The sequence below is a fragment of the Roseateles sp. genome (assembly GCF_031397715.1).
Lineage (GTDB): Bacteria > Pseudomonadota > Gammaproteobacteria > Burkholderiales > Burkholderiaceae_C > Paucibacter_A.
This window is the reverse complement of record NZ_JANNMI010000404.1, coordinates 1-5175: the sequence shown is the minus strand read 5'-3', so window position 1 is coordinate 5175 and position 5175 is coordinate 1. Positions and strand designations below refer to the sequence as shown.

Annotated in this window: 3 protein-coding genes; 2 read left to right on the top strand and 1 reads right to left on the bottom strand. The window is 66.1% G+C overall.

Annotated features, from left to right (window positions below):
- The coding region (locus tag RMO57_RS17700) for an MFS transporter (protein ID WP_310388885.1) at window positions 1-1043 on the top strand (1043 nt) is incomplete at its 5' end.
- Between the two features lie 10 nt (window positions 1044-1053).
- Here RMO57_RS17700 and RMO57_RS17695 read toward each other — a convergent pair.
- Complete coding sequence (locus tag RMO57_RS17695) at window positions 1054-2793, bottom strand: protein kinase domain-containing protein (RefSeq protein ID WP_310388883.1); 1740 nt, start codon at window positions 2791-2793, stop codon at window positions 1054-1056.
- 169 nt (window positions 2794-2962) lie between these two features.
- Between RMO57_RS17695 and nirB the strand changes: the two genes are divergently transcribed.
- On the top strand, window positions 2963-5175 hold a 2213-nt coding region (nirB, locus tag RMO57_RS17690), incomplete at its 3' end, for a nitrite reductase large subunit NirB (protein ID WP_310388882.1).

The window sequence follows — 5175 nt, the reverse complement described above, 5'->3', positions numbered from 1 at the left end:
GCAAGAACGCCACCCTGGTCGAGATGGCGCTGATTGCGGCGGCGCTGCTGTTCGGATTCTTCAAGGTCGAGAGCTTCAACGACTTGCTGGCGATGGGCGTGCTGCTGGGCATTGCCGGCGCCAGCTTCGGCGTCGCGCTGTCGCTGGGAGCCGGGTCCTTCCCGCCCCAGCACAAGGGCCTGGCGATGGGCCTGGTCGGCGCCGGCAATATCGGCACGGCGGTGTCGGTGCTGGTCGCGCCGCCGCTGGCGCTGTGGCTGGGCTGGCAGGCGGTCTATGCGGTGGCGGCCGTCGCCATCCTGATCCCAATGGTGGTGATGATTGTGTTCGCCCAGGAGCCGCCCGATGTCGACGCGCACGCCAGTCTGCGCGAGCATGCCGCCTGCCTGTTCGAGAAAGACGGCTGGGCCTTCAGCCTGATCTACGGCGTGACCTTCGGCGGCTTCATTGGCTTGATCACGTTTTTGCCGACCTATTACTACGACCAGTTCGGCGTCAGCAAGGTGCAGGCCGGTCAGTTGACGATGCTGGCCGCCTTCATGGGCGCGGCGGTGCGGGTGGCGGGCGGTTGGATCTCGGACCGCTGGGGCGGTGTCAACACGCTGACGCTGGTGTTGGGTGTGGTGGCCGTCGGCCTCGGTACGGTCGGGTTCGCCAGCAGCTCGCTGGTGCTGACCACGCTGTTGTTGATCGTGACCTTTGCGGCCTTGGGTGCCGGCAACGGCGCACTGTTTCAGCTGGTGCCGCTGCGCTGGCCGGCGTCGACGGCGGTGGCCGGTTCGATGATCGGCGAGATCGGCGCGCTTGGCGGCGGCCTGGTGCCGAACGCGATGGGCCTGTCCAAGCAGTATTTGGGCACTTATGCCTGGGGCTTTGTGCTGTTCGCGGTGTTGGCGCTGATCATGTTGGGCGTGATGCGCGTGATGCAAATACGCTGGACGCGAACATGGGCTGAGCGCGGTGGCCGTGCCCGGGTCGCCGCGCCTCAGGCCGCGCAGCCGCGCAAGCCGGCGCCGGCGCGGAGGCAGCATGGCACCCGTTGACGTTTTCGCTTCAGCGCGGCAGGAACAGCAGCCAGAAGATCAACAGCGCGTTGAACAACAGCGACACGCCCAGCGCGATCTGCCACAGCACGATGGGGTTGCGCCGCGCCAGCGGTGTACTGCCGGGTGCGGGCAGGGGCCGCGAGGCGCCGCGCTCCAGGGCCAGTTGCAGCTCCTCGGCGGTCTCGAAGCGCAGGCGGGCATCGCGCGCCACCGCCTTCAGCAAGACATGATCGAGCCAGATCGGCACCTGCGGCAGGCTGCGCGAGGGCGGCAGCGGGTCGCGCCGGTAGCGGCCGATCTGATAGGGCTCGATCTCGCCGTAGGGCAGATGGCCGGTCAGCCATTGGTAGAGCGTCACACCGAGCGCAAACAGGTCGCTGCCGGCGTCGGCGCTTACTGTCAATCCATGCGGCGGCGTCGCCCATTGCTCGGGGTTGATATAGCTGGGCGTGCCGGCATGCAGCTGGCCGACTGCCTCGGGCTCGCGGCCCGACAGCGCGACGCCCAGATCCAGGATGCGCCACTGGCCGTCGTCACCCAGATGCAGATTGCCGGGCTTGATGTCGCGGTGGATCACGCCGGCGCGGTGCAGGCGACCGAGGGCGCGGCTCAAGGCACCGGCGGCCTGCAAGAAGACACCCAGCTCGGGCTTGCCCTTGGCGATGAGCTGCTCCAGCGTCTGGCCGCTGTGCCAGTCGAACAGCAAGTAGAAGGCGCTGGGGTCTTGCAGGCTGTGTACGCGCACAAACCCAGAGCTTTCACTGGCACCGAGTTTTTCACCCAGGCGCTGGCCCAGCCAGCCCTCATGCGCCAGCATCGCGCGCTCTTCTTGGTCGCTGGCGCGGGCCTCATGGAGGGCTTTGATCGCGACCAGCGTGCCGTCGGTGCGCCGCGCCTGGTAGAGCCGGTGCACGCCGTTGTCGGCGACCAAGGCGGTGATGGTCATGCCGTCAAGCCGGTCGCCGGGGCGCAGCTTGTGCGGCGCGGGCAGGCGCAGGCCGGAGTTCATCACATCGGCGTACTGGCCCGGTGCCAGGCCATGAACCTGCAGCACCAGGGCGGTGGCGTTGTCATGGCCGCCTGCGGCCAGCGCGGCCTGCACCAGGGCGTCGGCACAGGCCTGCGCCTCACCCAAGCTGGCCAGGGCCAGCATCCGCTTGCGGCGCAAGACGCCGTGCACGCCGTCGCTGGTCAGGATCAAGCGGTCACCGGCGCGCAACTCACCTTGGGCGTAGTCGACGCGCACGCTGTCGTCGAGGCCGATGGCGCGGGTCAGGCGGGCGAAATGTGGGTTAGCGCCCTGGTCGAGCGCATGGTCTTGCGTCAGCTGGGTCAGTTCAGCCCCGCGCAGCAGCCAGATGCGGCTGTCGCCGACATGGGCGATGGTGTAGCTGTGGCCGCGCAAGACCACGGCGCTCAGCGTCGTCAATCCGGTCAGCGTGGACCCGACGTTACTGGCGCGGCGGTTGTGGTCGGCCAGCCAGGCGTTCTGGGCGCGGATCAGGCGGTCCAGGGCGACCGTGGTGTCCCAGGCGGCGGGTGTGGCATGGTAGTCGCGCACCAGGCTCATCACCGTGGTTTGCGCCGCCATGCGGCCACCGCCGCCGGTCGAGACGCCGTCGGCCAGCGCCGCGATCCAGCCCATCGCCTCGTCCTGCGCCGTCGGCGCCAAGACGCCGGCGAAATCCTCGTTGCCCTCGCGCGGGCCGCAAGTGCTGTTCAAACCAATGCTGATGTCGTAGCTCATGGGCGCGATTCTCTCCACCCACGGGGCAGTGTCAGCCGCACAAATGACGGGCTGTGGTCTGCAGCCAACCCCATCTTGGTGCATCAACGTCGCACTAACGTCGCATCAACGTCGCAAAAGCGGGCATGGCTCTTGCGTTTCACTATTTAAGTTTGTCAAAGAGGTCGCTATGAAAAAAATGAAATTGGTGATGGTGGGCAACGGCATGGCCGGCGTGCGCACGCTGGAAGAGCTGCTCAAAATGACGCCCGACCTCTACGACATCACGGTCTTCGGTGCCGAGCCGCACCCGAACTACAACCGCATCCTGCTGAGCCCGGTGCTGGCCGGCGAGCAGACGATCGACGAGATCATCCTCAATCCGCTCGACTGGTACGCGGACAACAACATCACCCTGCATTTGGGCAAGACGGTCACTCAGATCGACCGCATCAAGCGCCGCGTCATTGCCGCCGACGGGACCGAGGCGGACTACGACCGCTTGCTGATCGCCACCGGCTCGCTGCCCTTCATCCTGCCGGTGCCAGGCAAGGACTTGGACGGCGTGATCGCCTACCGCGACATCGCCGACACCAACGCGATGATTGATGCCGCCACCAAGTACCAGCATGCCGTCGTGATCGGCGGCGGCCTGCTCGGCCTGGAGGCCGCTAACGGCCTGATGCTACGGGGCATGCAGGTGACGGTGGTGCATATCGCCGGCTGGCTGATGGAGCGCCAGTTGGATGATGTGGCCGGCGCCATGCTGCGCCAATCGCTGCAGGCGCGCGGCCTCAAATTCATGCTGGGCGCGCAGACGCAAGCCTTGATCGGCGGCAAAGACGGAAGGGTGATGGCGGTGCAGTTCAAAGACGGCAGCGAGATCCCGGCCGACCTGGTCGTGATGGCCGCCGGCATCCGCCCCAACACCGCCTTGGCCGAAAGCGCTGGCATCCATTGCCAACGTGGCATCGTCGTCAGCGACACGCTGCAGACCATCACCGATCCGCGCATCTACTCGGTCGGTGAATGCGCCGCCCACCGCGGCATCGCCTACGGCCTGGTGGCGCCGCTGTTCGAGCAGGGCAAGGTCTGCGCGACGCATCTGGCCCAGTTCGGCATCGGCCGCTACACCGGCAGCCAGGTGTCGACGAAATTGAAGGTTACGGGCATTGACCTCTTTTCAGCCGGCGACTTCACCGGCGGCGAGGGCTTCGAGCAGATCGTCATGAGCGACCCGGTCGCCGGCGTCTACAAAAAGCTGGTGATCCAGAACGACAAGTTGGTCGGCGCCTGCCTGTATGGCGACACGGTCGACGGCTCTTGGTACTTCAAGCTGCTGCGTGACGGCCGCAGCGTCGCCGACATCCGCACCAAGCTCTTGTTCGGCGAATCGAATATCGGCGACGCCGGCCACGAGGGCCACAACAAGGCCGCCAGCATGCCCGACGACGCCGAGGTCTGCGGCTGCAACGGCGTCAAGAAGGGCACCATCTGCAAGGCGATCAAGGAGAAGGGCTTGTTCACGCTGGACGAGGTGCGCAAGCACACCAAGGCCAGCGCGTCCTGCGGCTCCTGCACCGGCCTGGTCGAACAAATCTTGATGTTCACCGCCGGCGGCGACTACTCGGCCACGCCCAAGACCAAGGCTATGTGCGCCTGCACCGAGCATGGCCATCAAGCGGTACGCGACGCTATCAATGCCAACAAGTTACTGACCATTTCATCGGTATTCAGCAGCTTGGGTTGGAAGACCCCGAACGGTTGCGCCAGCTGCCGCCCGGCCGTCAACTACTACCTGATCAGCAGCTGGCCCAAGCTGGCCAAGGATGACCCGCAGAGCCGCTTCATCAATGAACGGGCGCATGCCAATATCCAGAAGGACGGCACCTACTCGGTGATCCCGCGGATGTGGGGTGGCGAGACCACGGCATCAGAGCTGCGCCGCATCGCCGACGCGGTCGATAAGTACAAGATCCCCACCGTCAAGGTCACCGGCGGCCAGCGCATCGACTTGCTGGGCGTCAAGAAGGAAGACCTGGCCGGCGTCTGGAAGGACATCGGCATGCCCAGCGGCCACGCCTACGCCAAGGCCTTGCGCACGGTCAAGACCTGCGTCGGCTCCGAATGGTGCCGCATGGGCACGCAGGACAGCACGCAAATGGGCAAGGACATGGAGCGCGCGATGTGGCGCATGTATGCGCCGCACAAGGTCAAGTTCGCCGTCTCGGGCTGCCCGCGCAATTGCGCCGAGGCCGGCATCAAGGACGTCGGCGTGATCGGCGTGGACAGCGGCTGGGAGATGCATATCGGCGGCAACGGCGGCATCAAAACCGAAGTCGCGCACTATTTCACCAAGCTCAAGACGGCGGCGGAAGTGCTCGAATACACCGGCGCATTCTG